This window comes from Arboricoccus pini (genome assembly GCF_900187945.1).
Lineage (GTDB): Bacteria > Pseudomonadota > Alphaproteobacteria > Geminicoccales > Geminicoccaceae > Arboricoccus > Arboricoccus pini.
Genome location: NZ_FYEH01000012.1, coordinates 74,298 through 97,162 on the forward strand (window position 1 = coordinate 74,298; position 22,865 = coordinate 97,162).

Consider the following 22,865-nt stretch of genomic DNA (forward strand, 5'->3'; position numbering starts at 1 on the left):
GTTATGAGGCCGACAAGTCACGACCTTGCCGGATAGGCGTCGTTTCAGGGAACAATCGCGCCGTCGCCCTTCTGTCAATCCAGCGTATCGGCAAGCGTCTCGCGCAAAGTCGCACCCGTATAGCGATGACGGAAGCGGCCACGTCGCTGCAGTTCAGGGATCAAAAAGTCGACCAGGTCGACCAAGTCGCGTGGCATCGCGACCGGATGCCCGATCATAAACCCACCACGGCTACCGGTCGCTTCGAATGCCTCCTCCAGATGATCGGCCATCTCCTTGGCCGAGCCGGCTTCCGTTGTCTCGTAATGGGTGGCGTAACGTAGCCCGTAATCCAGGAATTCCTCGCGCGTCATCTCGGTCGATGCGCCAAAGCGATGTGCCAGTTGGTGGACGATGCCGACCGGCGTGGCGTGACTTGCGGCGATCTCCTCGTTTAGCGCCTGCAAGGTGAAGCGAGGCGGCAGCCTGGCAAAATCGTAGCCGGAATTGTGGGAAAGATAAGCACCTGCCCCCTCGCGCGGAATCATGGTCAAAAGCGCCTCGCGGCGGCGGCGTGCCTCCTCCCCGGTCTCGGCGACGATCAGCGGCTTTTGCCAAAGGATGCCGACACCGGCCGGATCCCGCCCCGCCGCCAACAGCGCCTGGTCCAGGGACGCCCTCTGGCGGACCTGTAGATCCAGCGACATATTCTCGCCGAAGGCCACATCGACGAACTGGGCCGCCGCCTTCAGGCCACGCGGTGAGCCGCCGGCCTGAACGAGAATCGGCCGTCCCTGTGGCGAGGGCGGTGTGTTCAACGGCCCCTTCACCTTGAAGAAGCGGCCCTCATGGTCGATGGGGCGAACCTTGGCGGGATCACCGACCTGGCCCGTCGCACGATCCCAGACCATGGCGCCCTGCACGCTGTCCCAGAGGCGCTGGCAGACCTCGATGAATTCCTCCATCCGATCGTAGCGGGCACCATGCTCCATAAGGGCGTCGAAGCCGAAATTGGCTGCGTCGGCCAGCCGCGTCGAGGTGACCACGTTGAGCGCCATGCGGCCGCCGGTGATGTGGTCCAGCGAATTCATGAGCCGGGCCACGTAGTAGGGATGCATGAAGGTCGAGGCATAGGTAATGCCGAAGCCCACATGCCGTGTGACCCTCGACATCGCCACCATCAAGGGATTGAGATCCTGGCGCGGCCAGGTGATGCCCCATTCGACGGCCGTGTCCGTCGATCCTTCCCACGTGCTGGGAATGCCGGTGCCGTCGCCTGAAAAGATGAGATCGAAGCAGCCGCGCTCGGCAATGCGGGCGATCTCTTCATACATCTCGACGTCGGGAAATGTGCGGCCCACCCATGAGCCGGGCGTGCGCCAGCGCCCGTCCATTGCGATGTAGGAGACGTCGAAGCCAAGATTCATCCGCTTGGGCATGGGGCCATTTCTCAAGGATGCGGGGGTTTTCGGCTCTTTATTACACGAATCATGCCGCAGGCCCGTTCCATTGCCAAATGTCAATATTGACTAAGACGATCAGTTAAGTAGGGTTGAGCGAATTAGAGGAGTGACGCACGTGACCTTTTCCTCATTGTCGCAAAGACCGGGCACGCGCCGCGCCCTGCTGGCCAGTGCCGGCGCCATCGGCTTCGGCTCAGCCCTAGGCGTGCTCGGCGGCCGGCTCCTGGGCGCAACGCCACCTGCATGGGCAGCCGATGAACTCTGCCTGCATCCGACCCTGGCAGCCGCCGACGCGGTGCCTTCAAGCCAGCGCAAGAAGCTGACCATCGCCTGGTCGCCGGCAGCAACCTGCATCTCGCCGATCGGTGCTGCCTATACGCAAGGCATATTTGCCAAGCATGGATTGGACGTCGAGTTCGTAAGCTTCGGCAACTCGACCGACCAATTGCTCGAGGCGATCGCGACGGGCAAGGCCGACGCAGGCGTCGGCATGGCGCTTCGCTGGCTGAAAGCGCTGGAACAGGGTTTCGACGTCAAGGTGACGGCTGGAACCCATGGCGGCTGCATGGCGCTCCTGGCCTCCAGCGAGGCCGGCATCAAGACGCTGGCCGACCTCAAGGGCAAGACGATCGCGGTCGCCGACATGGCGAGTCCGGCCAAAAACTTCTTCTCCATCATGCTGGCCAAGAACGGGCTGGACCCCCTTTCGGACGTCGAATGGCGGCAATATCCGGCAGATCTCCTCCCGATTGCCATCGAGAAGCGCGAGGCACACGCCTTGGCCGAGGGCGATCCAAGAACCTACATTTTCCTCAAGAACAGTAACGGCAAGCTCTTCCAACTGGCCTCGAACCTCTCGGGCGAGTATGCGAACCGCGCCTGCTGCATCCTGGGCATTCGAGGCACGCTCATCCGTGAGGACCGCGAAACGGCAGCCGCCCTGACCAAAGCCGTGGTCGAGGCCCACCAGGCCGCCTTCGATCACCCCCAAGCGGTGGCCGAATATTTCGCGTCGCAGACGCCTGGCGTTTCCGTCGAGGACATTGTGGGCATGCTCAAGGGCCAGACACACCATCACCATCCGACGGATGTCTCGCTGCGTGACGAGATCGCGCGTTACGCCGAGGAGTTGAAGCTGGTCCAGGTTTTCAAGCCCAGCACCGACCCGCAGAAATTCGCCGATAGCGTCTATGCGGACGTCCTGACCGTCTAAGGAGAAACTGCATGGCAATCGCCCATGGCGAGCGCGCCCGCGCGCCGCTAGCGCCTGCCAGCATTAAAGCTGCCGCAGGCTACTCGCTACCGACCTTCGCAGCCGTCATATGGTTCGCGCTGGGCGCCGTTACGTTCGGTTGGCCGCAGGCGCAGGCTTGGCCCTACACCCTGGCCTTCGCCTTGGGTGCGACGGGGCTGGGCCTGCTCGTCCTCCTTTCGGCCCTATTGGCCCAGTTCTGGCCTCCCCTTGCCCAACGCGTGCGGACGGGAACACCCTGGATTGCACTCCTGGGTGGTCTCTTTCTCCTCTGGGAGATCTTAACAGCCAAGCTTGCCCTCCTGCCCGTGCCCTTCTTCCAGCCGCCCCAGAGCCTGCTTGAGGTCTTTCTCGAGGACTATCAAAGGCTAGGGGAGAGCGTCCTGCGCTCGGTCTGGCTCCTGGCACGCGGCTATCTCATCGGTGCCGTCGCGGGTGTCGTCCTTGGCATGGCCATGGGCTGGTCGCCAAAGGTGAACTACTGGTCCCACCCGATCCTGCGCTTCATCGGTCCCCTGCCAGCGACAGCTTGGCTGCCGCTGGCCTTTTTCATCTTCCCGACGAGCGCCTCGGCCAGCGTCTTTCTGATCGCGCTTGCCACGGGTTTCCCTGTAGCGATTCTCACCTGGTCGGGCGTAGCCTCGGTTTCGAGCGCCTATTATGACATTGCCCGCACGCTTGGCGCCAACAGCCGGTTTCTCATTCTCAAGGTCGCCCTTCCGGCGGCGATGCCGCATATCTTCGTCGGCCTATTCATGGGGCTGGGTGCCTCCTTCGCCGTCCTCGTCGTCGCCGAGATGATGGGCGTGAAGGCCGGGCTTGGCTGGTACCTGCAATGGGCGCAGGGCTGGGCTGCCTACAACAACATGTACGCGGGCCTGCTCGTGATGGCGCTGATGTGCTCGGGCCTGGTAGCCCTGCTCTTCAGGCTGCGCGACCGACTTCTCGCCTGGCAGAAAGGTCTCGTTCGATGGTAGGATCAACCGCCTCCAATCCAGCCGTGGCGGACGGGCTTGCCGTCAGCGTCCAGGGCCTCAGCCACAGCTTTGCCCTGGGCGACCAGCACCTGCCGGTCCTCGACCATGTCGACTTGGACCTGCGCCCGGGCAACTTCGTCGCGATCCTTGGGCCGAGCGGCTGTGGCAAGTCCACGCTCCTCCGGCTGGCCGCGGGGCTGGAGCGGCCGGCGGCTGGGCGGATCACCGCCGACGGACGCACGATTAACGATCCCGACCCCGAGCGCGTCCTGGTCTTTCAGGACCCGACGCTCTATCCTTGGCGGACGGTGCGGGCCAATGTCGGATTGGGCCTCGAAGCGCGCGGCCTGCTGCGCACGCAGCGCCATCGCATCGACGAGGCGTTGCAACTCGTCGGCCTTGAGGGATTCAAGGAAGCCTATCCGCACCAGCTCTCGGGAGGCATGGCGCAACGCGCCTCGCTGGCCCGCGCTCTGGTCAACGATCCCCGCCTCCTCCTGCTCGATGAGCCCCTGGGCAAGCTCGATTCGCTCACGCGCCTCTCGATGCAGAGCGAACTCGTGCGCCTGTGGCAGGAAAAGGGTTTCACAGCCCTTCTGGTGACCCACGATGTCGAGGAGGCCATCTTCATGGCCGAGCGCATCGTCGTCATGAGTCCAAGACCCGCGCGCATCCTGGATGAGATCGTCAATGACCTTCCCTATCCGCGACATCGGGGCGACGAGCGCATGCATGGCCTACGCCGTCGTGCCCTGGCCCTTCTTGGCCTGGATGCAAGCTGGTAGCATAAGGGGGGAAAAGGTCAGGCCATCTAAGACGAGAAGAGGACCAGCGCCATGAGCGGTGATCACCAGCACGACCATGCGCATGAGGATCACTGGCGCGAGAATGGGGTCCGCGTGGTGCCGGGCAGCAGCCTCGACGCCAACACGGCCCAGACGGCAGGCATGAATCGGGCGGCAGCGATCAACTTCGCCCGTGTCGGCGCGCAAAAACTCTGGGCCGGCACGGTGACCATCCACCCGCATGCCAAGACAGGGGCGCATCATCATGGCGAGCTTGAAAGCGTCATTTATGTGGTCAAGGGCAAGGCCAGAATGAGGTGGGGCGAACAGCTTCAATACACGGCAGAGGCAGGCCCGGGCGACTTCATCTTCGTGCCGCCTTTCGTGCCGCACCAGGAGATCAATGCCAGCGATGACGAGCCGCTCGAGTGCGTCCTCGTCCGCTCGGACCAGGAAGCCGTCGTCGTCAATCTCGATATTCCTGTCGTCGAAAAGCCCGAAACGGTGCTCTGGGTCGATCCCATCCATAAGGCGCCCGATGAATCTTCCTGCGGCTAGCGCTTAAGGCATTTCGGTACTCAAGAAACAGGATCACCATGCGTCGGCGTCATCTCCTCCTGGCCGGAAGCTTGAGCTTCCTGGCCCGACCCTCCTTGGTCCGGGCGGCGACGCCCTTGCGAATCGGCGACCAGCGCGGCGGTATCCACGCGATGCTCGACGCGTCGGGCGTGCTGACCGATTTTCCGATCCCGCTGCAATGGAGCGAGTTTCCCGCAGCCGCACCGGTGGCGGAAGCACTCAATGCCGGGGCGATCGACATCGGTTACATGGGTGACGCGCCCTTTACCTTCGGCGCCGCCGCAGGTGTGCCGATGAAGGGCGTCCTGGCGTTACGCGAGAAGCGCGGCGGCCTCGCTGTGGTGGTGCCGGAAGCCTCGCCGGCACGGACCTTCAAGGACATGGCCGGCAAGCGCATTGCCACCGGCCGGGGGTCAATCGGCCATCTCCTCCTCCTGGCTCTCCTCGAAGAGGCCGGCATGCAGAAGGACGCCGTCGAGATCGTCTTCATGACGCCAGCCGATGCCCGTTCCGCGTTCTCCAGCAACGCTATCGACGCCTGGTCGACTTGGGAGCCCTATACCTCGCAGCTCGAACTCGAGATGCAGGCAAGGATCATAGGCGACGGAGAGAAGATCCTGCCCGGGACCAGCTTCATTGCCGCTGCCGACGCCACCATCGCCGATCGCCGCGAGGATCTCGGACTCTTCCTGGCCAAGGCCGCGAAGGCCCGTGCATGGACGGCCAGTCACATCGACGAATACGCGGTCGTCTGGTCGAAGCTGACCGGCCTGCCCGCAGCGATCCCGAAGCGCTGGTTCGAGCGCTCCAGCCTTTCCTACACCCCGATCGACGCACAAGTCATAGAGGACGAGCAGCGAACGATCGACCTCTTCACGCGCAACGGTGTGCTTCTTACCCCGCTAAAAGCGGCCGATATCCTGGATGCGTCATTTACCAGTGCGATCTCCGCTCCTTAAGGGCACGTATGCCGGTGGCCAATGCCGCTCCTGCCTCCTTTTGATGCACCACACAACAAGGAGAGCCTCATGCGCTATGGGACGCGGGAGGGATCAGGAACGAAATCGTTCTGCTGGCACGGCTCATACCCCAGCCGCTCGTTCCTTGTTTGACCCCCCGGTGCGGGCCGCCATCCCGCCTCATTGACTTCGTATCCACGGCCGGACGAACCCTACAAAGATGATTGGCATTTACCTTGCCGATCGACTGCCGAGACCATATGTAGGATGCTGGTCGCTGAGGCGCAGCGCCAGGGCCAGACCTATCGCGCGCGGCCATAAGGCCGGGCCCTGTTGGAGAGCTTGATGACCCGTCCCATGGACCCACCCGATCTGGCAGAGGCGCTGGGTGCCGAATTCGCAAAGACGGCAGCTGACCATGATCGAACAGGCACCTTGCCGCTTGAGAATTTCGCGAAGCTGCGGCAAGCGGGGCTGTTGGCATTGACGGCGCCCACCAGCCTGGGCGGCCAGGGTGCCGGCCTGGGCGTGGCTCGCGCGGTGATCGGGCATATCGCCCACGGCGACCCCTCGACGGCCCTTGTCCTTGCCATGCAGTATATCAACTTGGCCATACTGCCCAACAGCGCCTGGCCGCGCGCCATCGTCGAGAGGGTGGTGCGCGACGCAGTCCAATCGGGGGCCTTGATCAACGCACTTCGCGTCGAGCCCGAACTTGGCACGCCGTCGCGGGGCGGCATGCCGGCCACGACGGCTCGCCGAACCGAGGATGGTTGGGCGCTGAGCGGCCGCAAGATCTACTCGACCGGCAGCTATGGTCTTACCTACGGTATCGTCTGGGCCAAGACGGACGAGCCGGAGCCGCGCGTCGGTCCCTTCCTGGTACCCATGCGCTCGCCTGGCCTGAAGATCGTCGAGACCTGGAATCAACTGGGCATGCGTGCCACGGCCAGTCACGACGTCATCCTAGACGATGTCGTCGTTCCCAAGGACCATGCGGTCGACATCCGGCCACCTGCCGAATGGGCCTCGCGCGAGCCGCAGCAGATTGTCTGGATGTCCGTGCTCATCGGCGCCCTCTATGACGGTGTGGCGCGTGCGGGCCGCGACTGGCTCGTGAAATTTCTCCGCGAACGGGTACCAGCCAATCTCGGCAAGCCGCTGGGCAGCCTGCCGCGCATACAGGAAGCAGTGGGCGCGATCGAGCGGCTGCTCCTGACCAATGCCCATCTCCTGGCCAGCGCTGCTGCGGCAGGCGATGGACAAATCCTGACACCCAACGACGCGCTGCTCATCAAGACGACCGTCACCGAGAACGCCATCGACGTCGTGCAGTCGGCCCTGAAGCTGACCGGCAATCACGGCCTGGCCCAGGCCAATCCACTCGAGCGCCATCTGCGCAACGTCCTATGCGGCCGCATTCATTCGCCCCAGGCCGACATGGCGGACCTGGCTGCGGGCCGTCAGGCGCTTGAGGCCTAAACGACGAAGGAAGAACGAAGATGTCTGTCGAATTCATTGGCTTCGTCGGCAATCATGCCGGTTCGGAATCGATCAAGGCCACCGGCCCCGTCGTGGATCTCGACTACATCCACACGCTGGCCAAGGCGCAAGAGCATGGTGGCTTCGACCGGGTTCTCCTGGCCTTTCACTCAACGTCGCCGGAATCCCTGTTGGTCGGCCAGTATGTTGCCAGCGTCACCGAGCGCCTGGGACTTATGATCGCTCACCGGCCCGGCTTCGTGGCGCCGACAGTAGCTGCCCGCCAATTGGCTACGCTTGATCACATCTCCCGTGGCCGGGCGGCCGTCCACATTATTACGGGCGGCAACGACCAGGAACTGGCTCAGGATGGCGACCACCTCTCGAAGGACGAACGCTACGCTCGTACGGACGAGTATTTGCAGATCCTGCGCCAGGAATGGACGGCGACCAAGCCTTTCGACCATACAGGTCCGCATTATCGGGTCCAGGGCGCCTTTTCCGCCATCAAGCCTTATCGGCCAGAGGGCATACCCGTCTATTTCGGCGGTGCATCCGACAAGGCGATCGAGGTGGCCGGCAAGCATGCGGACATCTATGCGCTTTGGGGCGAGACGCTGGCACAAGTGAGTGATCTTCTTGGGCGCGTGCGGCAGTCGGCGGCACGACATGGCCGCAAGCCGCGCTTTAGCCTTTCCTTGCGGCCTGTCCTGGCTGAAACGGAAGATGCCGCCTGGGCTAAGGCGGATCGGATCCTGGCAAAGGCCAAGGCGCTGATCGGTGAGACGCCGGATGCGAATGGCTATGCGCCCCGTGGGCGCCAGCCGGAGAACGCAGGTTCACTGCGGCTGCTGGAAGCCGCCGCCAAGGGCGACCGCCATGACAAGCGACTCTGGACGGCGATCGCCAAGCTGACAGGCGCCAAGGGCAACTCGACGGGCTTGGTCGGCACGCCCGACCAGGTGGCGGATGCCATGATGGATTATTACGATCTGGGTGTGTCGACGTTCCTCATTCGCGGCTTCGATCCGCTAGTCGACGCGGTCGAGTATGGCCGCGACCTCCTTCCACGCGTCCGGGCGCTGGTGGCCGAACGCGAACGGACAAAGGCCTCGGCTGCCTGATCCCTCAGGGCGGGCCGGGCTCGGTGCCGCCCAGCAGGGAGCCCAAGAGGATGGCGGCCACGCCCACGAGAGCTGCCCTCAGGAGGCTTTGCGACATCGCACCGCCCGCGCGTATTGGCAGGCGGTGCAAGAGCGGCGCCAAGCGGTAGCGGTTGTACGCGCCAACGGCCAGCAGGATGACGAAGAGCGCCAGCTTGGCGCCGCTTAAAGCCAGATAACCGGGCGCGATGGCACCGAAAGCGTCGCCGGCGATGGCCAGGAACTGCAAGCCTCCCGTCAGCACGAGAAGAATGGCGGCGTTAAGCGCTATCTCGCCATAAGACCGGCTTAGTCGCCGCGCCTCCGGTGCTGCGAGGCGGTGTCGCGCCAGCGCCAGACCGCCACCGATCCACAACGCCGCCGTCACGATGTGCAGCATAGCGGTAAAGCGTACGAGCACGGCCTGCCAGCCGGCGATCCCCGATGCGTGCCCGTCCATTCCCAGGAGGGCCAGCCAAGGTAATGCCAGAAGGCCTGCCAGTCGCCCCCTGCCCGCCACCATCCCAAGACCCAGGGCTAAGGCGAGGTCCAGGCGCAGAAACCAGCGCTGGCCGATATCGGTGCCCGCCAAGGCTTCGAGGTCGCCCCAGTTGAGCGACCAGGGCGCGGCACCCGTGGCATCGGCCGCAAAGGCACCGAGCCAAAGTAGATCTGAGAAAACGGCCAAGACCAGGAGCGCACGCTGGTTTTTGCCGCCCGCCTCGCCATCGCTCTGCCAGAGCCATCCGGCCAGCAACAAGGCTGCCGTGAGGCGAAGGGCATCCAGCGTCGTCGAGATTGCAAACAAAGAAAGCTCCAACGATATGGCCGAGCGCTAAAGGGTTGTCCCAATCCCGACAGGAGGCTCATCCGACCAAATCGGTGTGCGAGCAATACTTGCAGTAGGGCCAAAACGGGGCGGCCATATGGTCGTGATGCTGATCCAAACTTCCCCCAGCGGCATCCGCAAAAGCCGCATGAAGCCGCCGAACCGCTCAAGATTTTCATAAACTTCTATCTGTTGGCAATACCGCTCCATACGGGTGTCGAAACAACGTTAGTTCATGCCATCGGTCCATCACGATCAATTGCGCGCCTAATCAGAACCCTTTTCTTTCGATGTACACTGTACTATCTTCGTGCCTTATCTGTCGAAAGATCTTGGAATATTTGATGTCGCAGCCTATTGAAGAACGCGAGCTGATTGCATTAACGAGCGAAATCGTGGCGGCGTATGTCAGTAACAATCAGGTTGCGACATCCGACCTTCCCATCCTGATTAGCAGCGTATTTAAGTCGATGGCGAATGTCGGTCAGTCGACTGAGGCGCCGGCGCCCGAGAAATTGAATCCAGCCGTACCTGTCAAGAAATCGGTACATCCGGACTACATCGTCTGCCTCGAAGACGGTAAAAAGTTGAAGATGCTGAAGCGGCATCTGCGTACACGCTACAATATGACGCCTGCTGATTATCGTCGCAAATGGGGACTGCCTGAGGATTATCCGATGGTGGCACCCAATTATACCGAGCAACGCTCGGGCTTGGCGAAGAAGATCGGCCTCGGGCAAAAGCGGCCTGTCGAGCCAGCAGCCGAAATCGTCGCTAATACAGTGCGTCCAGGCCGGCGCGTGGCGGGCCGTAAAAAAGTCGGCTGAGATTGCTTTAGGCCGGCCGGGCCATCAGACCCAGGTCGTACATCGTCGTAGCGTCGATCGAAGTCCCTCAGGAATTCCTCGGCGCTCATCTTTGACCTGTGGTCACTATCTGACCCGCTGTTTGGTCAGTCCATTGCGGCAAGGCCTGAGCGATATCACACGCGAGAGGCATTTTAGGCGCTCGCCATGACACTTGCCGCGCCCTAGATTAGGTGATGTTCGGCAGGGAGAAGGAATGCATGCGCTGGCAGATGGGTCGACGTAGCGACAACGTCGAAGATCGACGTGGCCAAGAGGCTGATCTTGGCGGCGGACCGGGTCTACGCATTCCTTTGGGCAAGGGCCTAGGCGGCGGCATCGGCACAATCGTCATTGTGCTGTTCCTCCTTTACATGGGAGTCGATCCCTCCGTTCTTTTCCAAGATGGCTCGGCACCTGCGCCGACGACGCAGCACAGTACGGCTGTAAGTGGCAACGGTGACAGCCGCGGCGACACGGCCAAGGATTTCGCCTCGGTCGTCCTCGCCGATACTGAGGACACATGGGGCCAGATCTTTAAGGAACGGGGGGAACGCTACCAACCGCCGACCCTCGTCATTTACGACAATAGCGTCAACTCGGGCTGCGGTGCCGCGAGTTCGGGTGCCGGCCCGTTTTACTGTCCGACCGACCAGAAACTTTATCTGGATCTTTCTTTCTTCGACGAGTTGTCGCAGCGTTTCGGCGCGTCTGGTGATTTTGCCGACGCCTACGTAATCGCCCACGAGGTCGGCCACCATGTGCAAAACCTCCTGGGCATAAGCGACAAGGTTCAAGCCTATCGCGAGGAGCACTCGACTTCCGAAGCCAACCATGCCTCGGTCATGCTTGAGCTACAGGCAGATTGCCTGGCAGGAGTCTGGGCCGCTCATGCGGACCGGTCGCGGCATATTCTCGAGTCGGGCGATCTTCAGGAAGCTCTAAGTGCTGCCAGCGCGGTGGGCGATGATCGCCTGCAACGCCGCAGCGGCGGTGGCATTCATCCCGACAGCTTCACACACGGCACCTCCGAACAGCGCACGCGCTGGTTCCAGACGGGATTTCAGAAGGGCACGCTCGAGAGCTGCAACACATTTAGCGCCTCGAACCTATGAACAGTCGCCGTCCCAGGACATGAAATTGCCGATCGTTTTACGACCGGAAGGTCTCCTCGCCCAGTATTACTCGTCTGTTCAAGGAGGCGATGACAGTCCAATAACGCGCTGTCGTCCCGACATCGCCTGCCTAGCGTAGTACCGTGCAGGGAAACCGCATCTTGAGTAGATGGCAAGCAATTTCATCAGCGACATCCCGCGTCGGGAGCCGAAGCCACCATTGAGCCTTCAGTGGCGTTTGCGGCGGAACATGAGGCGCACGACCAATCAGCGCGCAATAGGCGAGAATGTCCCAGAGTTTTATCGAGCAGAAGGATCTTTGCGTGCCTACCCTGTCAATCACGCAAGCCTGATGCCAGGAAACGAGGAGGGCCATCGAGCGTTTCGTGCCATATGACGCCGGGGAGCCGGATGCCGGCACGACAACAAGCGGGAGTTCGAGACGTGCAGCTCGCGATGATAGGTCTCGGCCGTATGGGCGGCAACATTGTCTTACGCCTGCAGCGGCATGGTCATAGTTGCGTGGTCTACGACCATAGTGAAGCGGCGATGGAGCGCTTGGCCAAGGAAGGCGCCATCCCCGTCAAGACGCTCGATGACTTGGCGCCAGCCCTTGAGGCGAGTCCGAAAATCGTCTGGGTAATGCTTCCCGCCGGCAAGATTACCGAAGAAACAATTCAATCTCTGGCAGGCAAGCTCAACGCCGGGGATATCGTCATCGACGGCGGAAACTCGTTCTACAAGGACGATATCCGTCGATCCAAATTCCTGGCCGAAAGCGGCATCCATTATGTCGATGTTGGTACCTCCGGTGGAGTCTGGGGCCTCGAGCGCGGCTATTGCCTGATGATCGGTGGTTCTAAAGAAGTCGTCGACCATCTGGACCCGATCTTCAAGACGCTGGCACCTGGGCGCGGCGAGATCCCGGCCACGCCTGGATGGGAAGCCAAAGGCGACCGGCGCGCCGAGGAAGGCTATATCCACGCTGGACCAGTGGGCGCTGGCCATTTCGTCAAGATGATCCATAACGGCATCGAATATGGCCTGATGCAGGCCTATGCCGAAGGCTTCGACATCCTCCGCAACAAGAGTTCTGACGGCCTGCCGCAGGACGAACGCTACGATCTCGATCTGGCACAGATTGCCGAGGTATGGCGGCGCGGCAGCGTCGTCTCGTCCTGGCTCCTCGACCTAAGCGCCGCCGCTCTCGTTAAGAGCGGCGAGCTCAGCCAGTTCTCCGGCCGTGTCGACGATTCCGGCGAAGGACGCTGGACGATCGCTGCCGCCATCGAGGAAGCGGTCTCGGCCGAGGTACTGACGGCCGCCCTCTTCGCCCGCTTCCGTTCCCGCGTGGACCACACGTTTGGCGAAAAGCTCCTCTCCGCCATGCGTTTTGGCTTTGGCGGTCATGTCGAGGGCGCCATCGTCCCAGAGAGCGGTATCGTCCGCAGCTAGCCGCCACAGTCAGATCGCAGCTCTCACTGCCGAGGCCGGCGACATCAGTAGGTCGCGGCCCGGATCGCGTGATGAAGCGGCCAAGGGCGGTGCGTTTGTCCGCGCCGCCCTTGGCCGCTTTCCATTCAAAACACTTGGTCGCCGGTGGTGGCGACCTGATGGTCCTGCTTGCCTGCACTGCTGCCGACACTGACGGCGCCAACGACGATATGGCCGGACATGAGCGGAATGCCCGCCTGCGAAGTCATGACCAAGCCACCCTTCGAGCTGTGAATGCCGTAGAACTGCTTCTTTGGCTGCCTTTCTTTGGGGAGCACCTTGGTCGGCAGGCTGAGGATGCGCGCGGTAAAGGCTTGTTGATCGAAATACCGATGCTGACGAGATTGGCGCCCTCCCCACCACCTCGATGTTCATCAACTGTCCGATCCTGAGCGCCTCCTCCCCGGCGGCAATGACGCGCCGCCCCTTTAGCCAGGTTCATCATGATACTTGCCCTTGCTCATCCGTTACGAAGGGGATGAGCATCGCGGGCGAGGCCGCGGCGGAAGCGCCTTCAGGCCAGGGTGGGAAGAACGGTGAGCCCGGCGCGGTGGCCAGCCGCCGCTAGTTCCTTGTCCTTGGTGGCAAGCGGCAGGCCCAGGCGGCTCGCCAACTCCAGATAAGCCGCATCGTAGACCGTTAGGCTCTCGCTTTGGGCTAGCGTAATTGTCCGCGTCCAGGCACGGGCCGAAGTCTCGCGATCCTCGTCGAGCGGCAGGGCCGCCAGCTGATCCAGCATGGCCAGCGCCGTTCCTGCCGGAATCCGCTGACGGCGTGAAGCCATGAGGAGCACGTTGGCGACCTCGAGTCGCCAGAGCGACGGCACGATAGCACCATGATCGCGGACCCGATCCAAGATCTCGTCAGTCGCCGGTGCCGCCTCGTCGGCGAAGCACCAGGCAACCGCTATCGAGCAGTCTAGCACCAGAGAGCTCACCGTCGGCCCTCGTCCCGCAGATCCCGCCAGGACAACCCGTCCAGCCGAGCCTCGCGGCGGAGAGTCTTCAGCCCGTCGATCGCCTGCGAGATACGCGCCCTGTCCGCCTCCACGGCCGGCACCAGCCGCGCGACCGGCCGGCCATGCCGCGTAATCGTAATGGCCTCGCCGCGCGCGACCCGCTCCAGAAGTGCCGAGAGGTGGGTCTTTGCCTCGAAAGCGCCGACGGTCATCTCCTCCATGACACATTCCTCGTTCAGTCTAGTCATCTAAACTAGTTTTATACACTCGAAGCGTGGCGTCAGGGAAGCGGCAAGAGGCGAGATCTTTTCTATTCTGTAGGAAGCGCGATCAGCCGGGTTCCAGATTGGCCGCAGATGGCGAAGAATGGCTCCCGGCTTTCTTATCTGCACGGAGTAAACTGATGGCGTCACGCAGCCCACAAGACACCGCCAAGCACGCGGTCGCCGAGAAGGCGGCAGCCATGGTCGAGGACAAAATGGTGCTGGGACTGGGCAGCGGCTCGACGATGCGCCTGACCCTTTTGTCGATAGGCAGACGGATCCAGGCCGAGGGACTAAGCCTGAAGGGAGTACCGACGTCCGAAGCGACGGCCGTCCTGGCCAGGGAACAGGGCATCGAATTGGTCGAGCTCGATGCCCGTCCGGAGCTGGATCTTGCTTTCGACGGCGCCGACGAAGTCGTGCCCGGGAGCTTCGCGCTGACCAAGGGCCTTGGTGGTGCGCTCTTGCGCGAGAAGCTCGTCGCCATCGCCGCCAGTTGGCTCGTGATCCTGGTCGACGACGGCAAACTGGTCGATCAGTTGGGCAGCAGATCGCCGATCCCGGTCGAGGTGGTACCGTTCGCACATAAGACGACAGCCAGGCGTCTGGCCAAACTGGGAGGCGAGCCTGTGCTGCGCCTGGCAAGTGATGGAACTCCCTTTCGCAGCGACGGCGGCAATCTGATCTATGACTTGAAGATGCCGCCCATTGGCGCGCCGGAAGGCCTGGCGGCTGCGATCAAGGGAATCACGGGCGTCGTCGAGCATGGTATCTTCCTTGGCATGGCCAAGGACGTCATCGTCGGCAATGCTGATGGTACCACCCGTCGCCTGCCGGCGGTCCTCAGCCGGGTCGACAACGGCACCTGAATCCTGCTGCGCGAAAACATTGACGACTTGAAGCATTTTCTTCAGAATGCACACAGAAGTCGTTCAATGTGATCCTTTTACCCTCTCGATCATGCGGAACGACATCAGGTGCCGCTGACGCAGCCTCTTCTTGCCCGGAGGAGCCTTCTGCATGCGGCCCTGGGACCGTGAACGGCACCTGGCTGCAGACCGGGGTGATTTGGAGGATCGAGCATGGCTGCGGACCCCGTGGACGAGACGGTTCACAAGCAGGCTGTGCCGCGTGGTCGCAAGGCGGAAGCCCCCTCCCCTCCCCTGCGGGCGCGCTCCGAGGCGGATACGCTGGGTGAGCTCACGGCGCAGGGCGAGCGCATGATCGAGAGGCTGCGGCGGCATGCCTTCCTCCCCGAGCGGCGCAAGGGCCTGAATATCCGCTTTGGCGTCGCCGAGGCATCAGCCTTGCTTGGCTGCTCGACGAATCGCATTCGCATGGCGGAAGAGGATGGACGGCTGCCCAAACCGGAGATCCAGGACGGCCGGCGACTGGGCTACGATATTGCCGCCCTCTTGAACATGCGCGAAGTCCTGGGTGCGAGTCCGAGGCGGGGCCCGGAGGACGAGCCGGTCATCCTGGCGATACAGAATTTCAAGGGCGGCGTCGGCAAATCGACGGTCACGACGCATCTTGCCCACTATCTGGCCGTCACCGGCTATCGCGTCCTCGTGGTCGATTGCGACAGTCAGGCGACGACGACGACGCTCTTTGGCTTCAACCCGCATTTCGACGTCGATCGCGACCAGACGCTCTATCCCTATCTCTCCATCGACCCCACGCAGCAGGACTTGGCCTATGCCGTGCAGCGCACGCCCTGGCCCAACGTCGACCTCATTCCCTCCTGTCTCGAGCTCTTTGACGTCGAATACGAACTGGCGGCCGCCAGCAGCACCGGCCAGAGCGTCCTTGCGGCCCGCTTTAGAAAGTTGAAAGACGGGTTGCGCGAGCTGGCGGAGGATTATGACGTCGTCATCCTCGATCCGCCACCGGCCCTGGGCACCATCTCGCTGGCCGTGATGCAGGCCTCCAACGCCGTGCTCGTGCCGTTGGCCGCGACCGTGCCGGATTTCTGCTCGACGGTGCAGTTCCTCTCGATGATGAACCAGGTGCTGGAGCAATTGCGTCGCGCCGACATCACTGTGGATTACCGCTTCTGCCGGCTCCTCTGCTCGCGACATGACACCAGCAATCCGGGCGAGAGCATGGTGCTTAAAATCATGGAGGAAACATTCGGCCCTGCACTCATGCCTACGGCCATCCTGGACAGCGCCGAAATCTCGCATGCCGCCGTTCGCATGATGAGTGTCTACGAGCTCGACAAGGCAATCGGCTCGGCCAAGACGCATAAACGCTGCCGCGCCAATCTCGACGAGGTCAACCACCAGATCGAGACCTTGATTCGGCGCAATTGGAACCGGCCCCGGGTGAACGGTGCCAGCGAGGCCCTGGGCATGGCAGCGCACGAGATGCCCGATGTCGCGTAAGCAGAGTGCTTATCTGGCCAACCTGCTGGCGGCGGACGAGCCCGACGAGGCCAAGCCCCTGCCGACGCGCGCCAGCCGCCCACTCCTCCAACGTGAGAATGCCCTGGCCCGCCTGGCCAGCGGCGAGGTCCGCCAGGTGGCCGAATTGCGACTGGACCCCGCACGCTGTCGCATCTGGCCCGGCAATGGCCGCTATTACGCGAGCCTCGATCTCGAAGCCTGCCGTGACCTCGTCGATTCGATCGTCGCCGAAGGGGCGCAACGCGTGCCGGCCATCGTCCGTCACGTCAAGGACGACCCTGACCACGATTACGAGGTGATCGCCGGTACCAGGCGGCATTGGTCCGTCTCCTGGCTACGCGCCAATAACTATCCCGAAACGGTGTTCCTGGCCCAGGTGCAGGACGTCGACGACGAGCAGGCCTTCCGACTGGCCGATCTCGAGAATCGCGCGCGCAAGGACCTGACGGATCTCGAGCGGGCGCGGAACTACAAGGAAGCGCTCGAACGCCATTACGGCGGCGTCCAGGCGCGCATGGCCGAGCGGCTTAAGATCTCGCGCTCCTGGCTCACCCGTTTGCTGGCCCTGGCCTCTCTCCCCGCCCCCATTGTGGCGGCTTTTCCGAACCAGGCCGCCTTGCAAGTCAAGGGCGGCTACGAGTTGGCCGTCCTAGCCCAGCGCGAGGACGCGCGGCGCAAGATGGTGGCCGAGGCCGAGGCGTTGATCGGCCTCCAGGATGAGCGCCGCCAACGTGCCGAGGAGTTGATCTCTGGCGCCGAAGTCACGCGTCGGCTGACGGCCGCCACGCGCGAGACCCGTGGCCGGGCGTCCCGGCCGCCTGTCCTGGCCCGCTCCGGACGACCGCTGCTCAGTATTCTGGCCGATCGCGCAGATGGCCTCACCTTGCGTCTGCATGCCGGCAGCGGCGCCGACGACGAGGAGATCCTGGCACAGTTGCGGGAGATCCTGGCGACGGCACGCATGCAACGGGCAAAGCTAAAAAAATGACATATTATCGTTTTATTTCAATAGGTTACTGCCTTTGTTTCTCCGAGGAAACAATACTGACGGCAGGCAATGGAGGAGCGGCACGGCGATGAGCCGGCGAGCGCGCAACCAAGCGTATATCGACGAGCAGTTCGACCTTTTCCTGCCCTTTGTCAGCGATCTCGCCTTGCGAGACCAGCGTGAGACAATGGAACGTCCCTTCTTTTCGCTGGCCAAGAACAAGCGGCTCAAACCCATCGACTATACGAGCCCCGATGGCAAGATTCATGTCTATGTGAGCGCCAATCCGGATTACGGCATGGCGACGATCTGGGACCTCGACATCCTGATCTTCATGGCCTCGATGATCAGCGACATGCGGCGCCGTGGCATCAACGATATTCCGCAGACTCTGCATTTCATGCCCTACGACCTTTTGCGGGTCATCGGTCGGCCGACGACCGGGCGGGCATACCAGCTCCTGGGTCAGGCGCTGGACCGGCTGCAATCGACCACGGTGAAGACCAATATCCGTGCCAACGGGCGCAAGGAGATCACCTTTTCATGGATCGACAGCTACACGCACCTTGTCGACGAACGCACCGAGCGGACGCGCGGCATGAGCGTCACCCTGGCACGCTGGTTCTATGACGGCTTGATGATGGAAGGCGGCGTGCTCTCGATCGATCGTAGCTATTTCGACATTAGCGGCGGTCGTGAGCGCTGGCTCTACAGAGTAGCCCGGAAGCATGCCGGTGGTGCCGGCGAAAGTGGTTTTCGCATCGCCCTGCCCACCCTCTTCGAGAAATCCGGCGCTGAGGGTTCCTATCGCCGATTCAAATTCGAGTTGCTGGCGATCGCAAAGCGAGACGCATTACCAGGTTATCGCCTTCAGATCGAGGCCAGCGGCGCCGAGCCTATCTTACGCATGATCCGCCGCGACGCCTTTCCCGCCCCCTCCTCACCGCGTCTCCGGCACAGTCACACCCATGCGCCGACCGACGATGTCTGCGCGCGCCTCCGAGTCGATTTCCCCGGATGGGACGTCGATGAACTGCATCGCCAGTTCGAGAAATGGTTGGCGGCCGATACGCGCCGCCTGCCCGTCGATTATGACCGAGCCTTCTACGGCTTCGTTCGTCGACATCACGAGCGGGAGCATCGCTCGGGTTAGCCAGCGCACATCACCACCTCGGCGAAATTGTCCCATGGCCGACGCCCCCGGGTGCTAACGGCCACACCTTCACGGCCTACCCAATCAATTTGGCTCGCCCCGATTGGCCTAGCCAGAGTGAAATAACCCGAGCGCTGACCAGGGCGATGGCGTCCGGTACCTTGGGCCGGCGCACGACGATGACGTCCGCGCTCAGCCGATGGCGTATCGACAACATATACTATCATCGATTGGCAAGGTCCCGAAGACGGTCCCTCCGCATGGAGCGTCGGCTGCGTTGTTATTCCCCCATCAATGCCGATCGAGCCAAAGACAGGCTTTTACACGACAATCACATACCGTTCCCGAAGTGTCGTGCATTCATCCCCTCGGCGTGGTTCCGCAATTCGCCTCCTACCTGGTCCATCATCGAACCTTATGATTGGAACCAGCCCCTGCATGGCGGGTGCGTTCCCGAAGTGACGATGGTGCACCTTCTCGCCTCGAACCATTTCTCACGCCGCGGCGCGCGGCTTACACCCATCCCCTTGGAGCAAATAGCTTTCAGCCCCCTAGTCGCGGCCTCAGGAGCCCGTCGAGGCGGCCGCCGGCTGTCGTAGTCGCGTATCTTCCCTGCGCTAGACGTAGATCCTTCAGGAACGCTTACCCTCCGTCACCTCGACCAATGCCGATCCTTCGGGAACACTGATCCCCAGAGAGAAAATACCTCATCGTCACTTCCGGAACCGAGACACGACACTTTAGGAACACCAGATTCGATCTTTCCGGAACAAATCAACGATCCTTCGGGAACACCTCAGGGTCACAAGGCGCTGATTCCCTTGGCCAATCCTTACGAATCCAGTCCCTAACCTTCTTAAAAGACATCATAACTCTCCTAACCCACCACCGATGTTTTTTTAGATGGATCAAAAAGGACCTTCAGTAACTGGCAACACGCATCAGCAACAAAGCCTGGGATATGCGATCATCTTAAGGTCCATTCGAACCTCTCGACACTCTAGGATGGTTCTATCGATCGTTAGGATGGGAACAAAAGGGCAGGGACATAGCTCGACCGCCAAGGCGGGCCACGCGTAATCCTCGGCGAGGGAACAGCCATCCCTGAGCTGACCAGATTTAGAAATATGCGGATCGCTGTTATTATACGTGAGGACAACGACCCGATCTTAACTGCAGGCGTCAGTGTAGCTCGGTGCTAAAGAAGCCCCGGGTTATCTTTTCGATGGGTCTCCGTCACGCGGCCATTACCTCGTGGAAAGGCGCTCGATGGTCTGCACACGTAATCGCATTGTCGCGTATACCAAACTCGAGATTGTCGATACGTGGGGAGCCTGGGTTCAGGCGCATCGGCTCGACGTGGAACCAGGCAGTACGACCACCTTGGGCCATCGAGCATCGCGTCTGCCGACTATCTGATTGACCCCGAGGGAACGTGGTGCCCGACTTCCTTTGCCTGGATCGCGCGCGCTCGAAGGCAGGGTGGGGGTCACCTCACCGTATCGGCCTTCGCCGGACCCTGACCGATGCGATCTCCTATTGAATAGGTTATCGTGTCAACTGCGACGAACGTCCTCGTGCATGCTCTGCCCATCCGTCACGGTGCCAAGGTTGCCATCGGTTCGAGGCTTGATTGTAGTAGGAATATTATCCCCTATAGCCATTATCCTCGAGAATTTTGAGTTCAGCTTCAGCCAGCCAAGCGTGCGAGGAAGTTTGGAATGCCGAGATCATTAAGACATGCGCGTGCCGACGACCCTCAACCGCCTGATCGCGAGGAAACGTAGAGCCGCCCACGCGATAGAGAGCAACGAACAGAAGCCTGGAATGCCAACCTGATGGGTAAAAGGGCCTAAAGCGCGCTCTCCGCCACTATGGCGCATGACCGCGTCCTTAGGGCCATGGGCAAGCAAGATCTGCTCATTGCGAAGCCGGCGTACCGAGAAGGCGGGTGTTCTTGCCCTCGCAGGCTCGGCCTTCAGCAACCTAGGGGTCGACTCCCTTAGGTGCTAACTTAGTTCGAGACGTGCAGAATCCATAGTTATTCATATGGGCATGTTGCCTGGGGTGCCCGCGAACACGGCGAAGGCGATAACCGCCAACAGCCTAATCCATATAGACGAGCAAGTTGCTCGAAGGATTCGCGAACATCGCAGGCATGGATGAGCCGATGTTACGCCGGTTCCTTGCCTGCATCACTGATGAAATCGAGCTTATCGCAGACGAACAAAACGGCATCCAGCATCCCAAAATATCAATATCTGCTGCACGCGAGCGTTATGATTTTAAGCGCTTTGGAATCTTGCAACACCTGATTTACAATGTTCCCGGAGAAAGTCGCCAACTTTGTCATATTGGCTCGACAATTACGGCGTTTTATCCGGCAGGAAACTATCTTGCGGCTCGGTATGAGGGACGGCCCATATCCGCCGAGCTATGAACCACGAACCGTGCAGCAGCAGAGTCATTTTGGGTCAATCGTCGCCTGATCGCGAAGGTTCCTGAATGTTCCGAGCGCCTCGGGCATGGCATCAACATCGGTTGCGCAAGCGACAGTGATGCGCCCAGCAGGCCGATCTACCATTGAGATATACTGGCGAATACGTTCATGTTCGGGACCAAATCCCGGTGCGATCACAAACTCAATTCCTGTTGCTTGGTCTTGCTGGAATGTTTTGATCGTTTCAATTTTCGCCTGCAACGTCGACTGGATTTTTACCATCGCGTCAGCCCTGGCCCTGAGGGCTTCGGGCGCATTCAGTTCGGCCTGCGTCATTTGTATATTTCCAGGAGACGCCTTGAAGCCGACACTGCACAATTCATTGCTGCTTCCAGCAACCGGCGGAGTTTTCAGGACGCTGACAACGCTGATAAGCCGGTCGTAATTTCTGTCGCTGCGCGGCCTCTCAATCTGGAAAGGAAATGATACTTCCACGGTGAAACCAGTTTTAGGGTCAACATAGCGGGTTTTGTCCGAAACTGGGCGAATAGCCTCCTGCGTGGCGATTGGCGGTGTTATATTGATGTGAACCGGTAAGACTATACTTGTATCTTTCTTCTCCATGTCACGACTGAAGGGAGGAAGCGGTCCTGCACGCTTTACCATATCGAGCGCTGCCTCATCCACGTTCGAATGGCCGGAGGATTTCGCAATTCTCGTTTCCCTGATTGATCCATCAGGTGAAACCACCAGATGCAGATGGACCAGTTGATCGCCCTTAAGCGTCTCTGTCCCGCGCGGCATTTGCAGATGCTCGGTCAGCTTGCTGGCGACGGCCTGGATCCATTGTTGTTGTGTGGCAAAGGGATCGGCGTTCGCTGGCGAGACCCCAAGAATTACCAGTAAAATAAGCAATGTTCGATAAGCGAGTAACCGCTCTTTGATATCCATCGAATATGTCATCGGTGGTATTTGTTTGTGGATGAGTGACACTGCCGTTTCCCAGATGCTTTGGGATCACTAATACCCGTTTCTCCGGGTCTTAGACATCCTAGTATATTGCAGTAATTGGCTGACGACTAACAACAAATAGGGTAGGGCTCGCGCGCTTTTTTCTAATCATCTACGACTTCAGCCTCGACCACCGTGATTGGAACCAAAAGGACCTATCCCATAAATTCTGGCATAGATGTATTGAGATTGTTTTGCGATATTTGCCTGGGTTTTACGCTACCGTGGCGAATCGCACAGATAGCGCATGATCTTTCCGGGAGAACCGGGCTTAGATCTCCTGAAGAATCGGAGGTGGCCGAGATCGATAGACCCGTCATGGCGTCCACTGAAAGATCTTTGGGCGACTAAGGCGCGATCACGAATGGCTAAAGACGCACTATGGCCCACGAAGGAAGTAACCCCGCCGTTGATCTTCAGATCGTGCTTGGTTCCGGTATCGGCCGGATAGGCGAAATCGAGACCACGACGGCCAGCCGCGGTCGTTTCCGACACGGAGTCCCACCCGAGCTTGGCTTCGATGGTGGAAATACCGGTAATGGCGTCACCATAATACCGGCCGTTACTACCTGTATATTTAGTATAATTATTGCCCAGGATATTTTTAATGAATTCGGCCGGCTCGGCGGGTGTTTTGCTTCGATGCGAATCCATAGGACGGACGCCGTCCTGTCCGAACCAGACCATCGCATCGGGCTTGAGGTTTAGGTAGTCGGCCGTGTGCATCAGGTCGATGTGGTGGT

At 61.0% G+C, this 22,865-nt stretch carries 21 protein-coding genes and 1 pseudogene; 15 read left to right on the forward strand and 7 right to left on the reverse strand.

All coding sequences use genetic code 11. The annotated features are described in order from the left end of the window. Nucleotides 1-74 precede the first annotated feature (74 nt). Nucleotides 75-1,418 (reverse strand): NtaA/DmoA family FMN-dependent monooxygenase, encoded by a 1,344-nt coding sequence (locus CFB17_RS15060; RefSeq protein WP_088562398.1) that lies wholly within the window; start codon nt 1,416-1,418, stop codon nt 75-77. 139 nt (nt 1,419-1,557) lie between these two features. Between CFB17_RS15060 and CFB17_RS15065 the strand changes: the two genes are divergently transcribed. From CFB17_RS15065 to CFB17_RS15095, 7 genes are all read left to right on the forward strand, one after another. Then, entirely contained in the window at nt 1,558-2,655 is a 1,098-nt protein-coding gene (locus tag CFB17_RS15065) for an ABC transporter substrate-binding protein (protein WP_207762119.1), read from the forward strand. An 11-nt stretch (nt 2,656-2,666) separates the two neighbouring features. Then, a complete protein-coding gene (locus CFB17_RS19695; RefSeq protein WP_088562399.1) occupies nt 2,667-3,671 on the forward strand; it encodes an ABC transporter permease in 1,005 nt (334 codons plus the stop codon). Beyond that, entirely contained in the window at nt 3,665-4,456 is a 792-nt protein-coding gene (locus CFB17_RS15075; protein WP_088562400.1) for an ABC transporter ATP-binding protein, read from the forward strand. The genes CFB17_RS19695 and CFB17_RS15075 overlap by 7 nt, the downstream gene beginning before the upstream one ends. Before the next feature lie 51 nt (nt 4,457-4,507). Continuing rightward, nucleotides 4,508-5,014, forward strand: coding sequence for a cupin domain-containing protein (locus CFB17_RS15080; protein ID WP_088562401.1), 507 nt, complete (start codon nt 4,508-4,510; stop codon nt 5,012-5,014). 38 nt (nt 5,015-5,052) lie between these two features. After that, nucleotides 5,053-5,994, forward strand: a complete 942-nt coding sequence (locus tag CFB17_RS15085; protein WP_088562402.1) for an ABC transporter substrate-binding protein — start codon at nt 5,053-5,055, stop codon at nt 5,992-5,994. A 345-nt stretch (nt 5,995-6,339) separates the two neighbouring features. Then, nucleotides 6,340-7,476, forward strand: coding sequence for an acyl-CoA dehydrogenase family protein (locus CFB17_RS15090; RefSeq protein ID WP_088562437.1), 1,137 nt, complete (start codon nt 6,340-6,342; stop codon nt 7,474-7,476). A 20-nt stretch (nt 7,477-7,496) separates the two neighbouring features. Then, a complete protein-coding gene (locus tag CFB17_RS15095; protein ID WP_088562403.1) occupies nt 7,497-8,600 on the forward strand; it encodes an LLM class flavin-dependent oxidoreductase in 1,104 nt (367 codons plus the stop codon). Between the two features lie 4 nt (nt 8,601-8,604). Here CFB17_RS15095 and CFB17_RS15100 read toward each other — a convergent pair whose 3' ends face one another. Next, nucleotides 8,605-9,426: a CopD family protein gene (locus CFB17_RS15100; protein ID WP_088562404.1), complete on the reverse strand. Its 822-nt coding sequence runs from the start codon at nt 9,424-9,426 to the stop codon at nt 8,605-8,607. 365 nt (nt 9,427-9,791) lie between these two features. Between CFB17_RS15100 and CFB17_RS15105 the strand changes: the two genes are divergently transcribed. The 3 genes from CFB17_RS15105 (at nt 9,792) to gnd (ending at nt 12,862) form a co-directional block, all read left to right on the forward strand. Beyond that, nucleotides 9,792-10,274 carry a MucR family transcriptional regulator gene (locus CFB17_RS15105; protein ID WP_088562438.1) on the forward strand — a complete coding sequence of 161 codons (483 nt, stop codon included), beginning with the start codon at nt 9,792-9,794 and terminating at the stop codon, nt 10,272-10,274. Nucleotides 10,275-10,513: 239 nt separating this feature from the next. Further along, nucleotides 10,514-11,407 carry a KPN_02809 family neutral zinc metallopeptidase gene (ypfJ, locus tag CFB17_RS15110; RefSeq protein ID WP_088562439.1) on the forward strand — a complete coding sequence of 298 codons (894 nt, stop codon included), beginning with the start codon at nt 10,514-10,516 and terminating at the stop codon, nt 11,405-11,407. 444 nt (nt 11,408-11,851) lie between these two features. Beyond that, on the forward strand, nt 11,852-12,862 hold the full coding sequence (gnd, locus tag CFB17_RS15115) for a phosphogluconate dehydrogenase (NAD(+)-dependent, decarboxylating) (RefSeq protein ID WP_088562405.1): 1,011 nt from the start codon (nt 11,852-11,854) through the stop codon (nt 12,860-12,862). A gap of 125 nt (nt 12,863-12,987) precedes the next feature. On the opposite strand, the pseudogene CFB17_RS15120 reads toward gnd, so the two are convergent. The 3 genes and pseudogenes from CFB17_RS15120 to CFB17_RS15130 all read right to left on the reverse strand — a co-directional run. Then, nucleotides 12,988-13,212: pseudogene (locus CFB17_RS15120) on the reverse strand (heme-binding protein); the annotation flags it as partial. 203 nt (nt 13,213-13,415) lie between these two features. Continuing rightward, complete coding sequence (locus tag CFB17_RS15125; RefSeq protein ID WP_088562406.1) at nt 13,416-13,838, reverse strand: type II toxin-antitoxin system VapC family toxin; 423 nt, start codon at nt 13,836-13,838, stop codon at nt 13,416-13,418. Continuing rightward, nucleotides 13,835-14,080 (reverse strand): type II toxin-antitoxin system Phd/YefM family antitoxin, encoded by a 246-nt coding sequence (locus tag CFB17_RS15130; protein ID WP_088562407.1) that lies wholly within the window; start codon nt 14,078-14,080, stop codon nt 13,835-13,837. The genes CFB17_RS15125 and CFB17_RS15130 overlap by 4 nt, the downstream gene beginning before the upstream one ends. A gap of 182 nt (nt 14,081-14,262) precedes the next feature. Between CFB17_RS15130 and rpiA the strand changes: the two genes are divergently transcribed. The 5 genes from rpiA to CFB17_RS19030 all read left to right on the forward strand — a co-directional run bounded on the left by rpiA (nt 14,263) and on the right by CFB17_RS19030 (nt 21,111). After that, nucleotides 14,263-14,991, forward strand: a complete 729-nt coding sequence (gene rpiA, locus CFB17_RS15135; protein WP_088562408.1) for a ribose 5-phosphate isomerase A — start codon at nt 14,263-14,265, stop codon at nt 14,989-14,991. Nucleotides 14,992-15,342: 351 nt separating this feature from the next. Beyond that, nucleotides 15,343-16,509 (forward strand): AAA family ATPase, encoded by a 1,167-nt coding sequence (locus CFB17_RS15140; protein WP_322112144.1) that lies wholly within the window; start codon nt 15,343-15,345, stop codon nt 16,507-16,509. Next, a complete protein-coding gene (locus CFB17_RS15145; RefSeq protein ID WP_088562410.1) occupies nt 16,499-17,518 on the forward strand; it encodes a ParB/RepB/Spo0J family partition protein in 1,020 nt (339 codons plus the stop codon). Before CFB17_RS15140 ends, CFB17_RS15145 begins: the two co-directional genes overlap by 11 nt. 88 nt (nt 17,519-17,606) lie before the next feature. Then, nucleotides 17,607-18,671, forward strand: coding sequence for a replication initiator protein A (locus CFB17_RS15150; protein WP_088562411.1), 1,065 nt, complete (start codon nt 17,607-17,609; stop codon nt 18,669-18,671). 2,128 nt (nt 18,672-20,799) lie between these two features. Beyond that, on the forward strand, nt 20,800-21,111 hold the full coding sequence (locus CFB17_RS19030; protein WP_165769639.1) for a hypothetical protein: 312 nt from the start codon (nt 20,800-20,802) through the stop codon (nt 21,109-21,111). 24 nt (nt 21,112-21,135) lie between these two features. Here the strand turns inward: CFB17_RS19030 and CFB17_RS15155 are convergent, their stop codons facing one another. Together CFB17_RS15155 and CFB17_RS15160 are read right to left on the reverse strand one after the other, a co-directional pair. Beyond that, nucleotides 21,136-22,062 carry an energy transducer TonB family protein gene (locus tag CFB17_RS15155; RefSeq protein ID WP_165769640.1) on the reverse strand — a complete coding sequence of 309 codons (927 nt, stop codon included), beginning with the start codon at nt 22,060-22,062 and terminating at the stop codon, nt 21,136-21,138. A gap of 279 nt (nt 22,063-22,341) precedes the next feature. Further along, the gene (locus CFB17_RS15160) at nt 22,342-22,848 is read right to left on the reverse strand and encodes a hypothetical protein (protein ID WP_088562413.1); all 507 of its coding nucleotides are present in this window, start codon (nt 22,846-22,848) and stop codon (nt 22,342-22,344) included. Between the last annotated feature and the right edge of the window lie 17 nt (nt 22,849-22,865).

Coding starts and splice junctions, on each gene's coding strand:
- CFB17_RS15080 (WP_088562401.1), top strand. CDS start 4,508: ATGAGCGGTGATCACCAGCACGACCATGCGCATGAGGATCACTGGCGC.
- rpiA (WP_088562408.1), top strand. CDS start 14,263: ATGGCGTCACGCAGCCCACAAGACACCGCCAAGCACGCGGTCGCCGAG.
- CFB17_RS15085 (WP_088562402.1), top strand. CDS start 5,053: ATGCGTCGGCGTCATCTCCTCCTGGCCGGAAGCTTGAGCTTCCTGGCC.
- CFB17_RS15145 (WP_088562410.1), top strand. CDS start 16,499: ATGTCGCGTAAGCAGAGTGCTTATCTGGCCAACCTGCTGGCGGCGGAC.
- CFB17_RS15090 (WP_088562437.1), top strand. CDS start 6,340: ATGACCCGTCCCATGGACCCACCCGATCTGGCAGAGGCGCTGGGTGCC.
- CFB17_RS15130 (WP_088562407.1), bottom strand. CDS start 14,080: ATGGAGGAGATGACCGTCGGCGCTTTCGAGGCAAAGACCCACCTCTCG.
- CFB17_RS15105 (WP_088562438.1), top strand. CDS start 9,792: ATGTCGCAGCCTATTGAAGAACGCGAGCTGATTGCATTAACGAGCGAA.
- CFB17_RS19695 (WP_088562399.1), top strand. CDS start 2,667: ATGGCAATCGCCCATGGCGAGCGCGCCCGCGCGCCGCTAGCGCCTGCC.
- ypfJ (WP_088562439.1), top strand. CDS start 10,514: ATGCGCTGGCAGATGGGTCGACGTAGCGACAACGTCGAAGATCGACGT.
- CFB17_RS15060 (WP_088562398.1), bottom strand. CDS start 1,418: ATGCCCAAGCGGATGAATCTTGGCTTCGACGTCTCCTACATCGCAATG.
- CFB17_RS15155 (WP_165769640.1), bottom strand. CDS start 22,062: ATGGATATCAAAGAGCGGTTACTCGCTTATCGAACATTGCTTATTTTA.
- CFB17_RS15150 (WP_088562411.1), top strand. CDS start 17,607: ATGAGCCGGCGAGCGCGCAACCAAGCGTATATCGACGAGCAGTTCGAC.
- CFB17_RS15075 (WP_088562400.1), top strand. CDS start 3,665: ATGGTAGGATCAACCGCCTCCAATCCAGCCGTGGCGGACGGGCTTGCC.
- CFB17_RS15160 (WP_088562413.1), bottom strand. CDS start 22,848: ATGCACACGGCCGACTACCTAAACCTCAAGCCCGATGCGATGGTCTGG.
- CFB17_RS15140 (WP_322112144.1), top strand. CDS start 15,343: ATGATCGAGAGGCTGCGGCGGCATGCCTTCCTCCCCGAGCGGCGCAAG.
- CFB17_RS15095 (WP_088562403.1), top strand. CDS start 7,497: ATGTCTGTCGAATTCATTGGCTTCGTCGGCAATCATGCCGGTTCGGAA.